This is a genomic window from Pseudomonas kitaguniensis (assembly GCF_049199985.1).
In the GTDB taxonomy this organism is placed as follows: domain Bacteria; phylum Pseudomonadota; class Gammaproteobacteria; order Pseudomonadales; family Pseudomonadaceae; genus Aquipseudomonas; species Aquipseudomonas kitaguniensis.
The window spans coordinates 1-261 of record NZ_JBLZPT010000072.1 but is presented as its reverse complement, the minus strand read 5'-3'; the positions used below and the strand labels follow the sequence as shown (position 1 = coordinate 261).

The 261-nt window shown below is 60.2% G+C and carries 1 protein-coding gene; it reads right to left on the bottom strand.

Going from position 1 to position 261, the window contains the following annotated elements; genetic code table 11:
* Positions 1–261, bottom strand: a 261-nt coding sequence (locus ACOZK9_RS27405) for an autotransporter outer membrane beta-barrel domain-containing protein (RefSeq protein WP_421556988.1), incomplete at both ends; no start/stop codon positions are given.

Genomic DNA, 261 nt, shown 5'->3' with positions numbered 1-261 from the left:
CGCCGGTGGTCAGGTTGACGCTCTCTTTAGAGCGCTTGCCACGCAATGCCGCTATGCCGCCGCGTTCTTTGAACCCTTCGCTGCGCTGCTGCACATTGGCCAATTGCAGGTACGGCTGCCAATCCCAGCTGTCATGGCTGAACGTGTAGTTCGCCTCGGCAAACGTCTGCACGGTGCGGCTGACGTACTTGGCGCTCAGGTGGTTGTCTACGCCCGGGAAGCTGACGCGACGTTTTGTCTGGACCTCATGTTGCGCATACG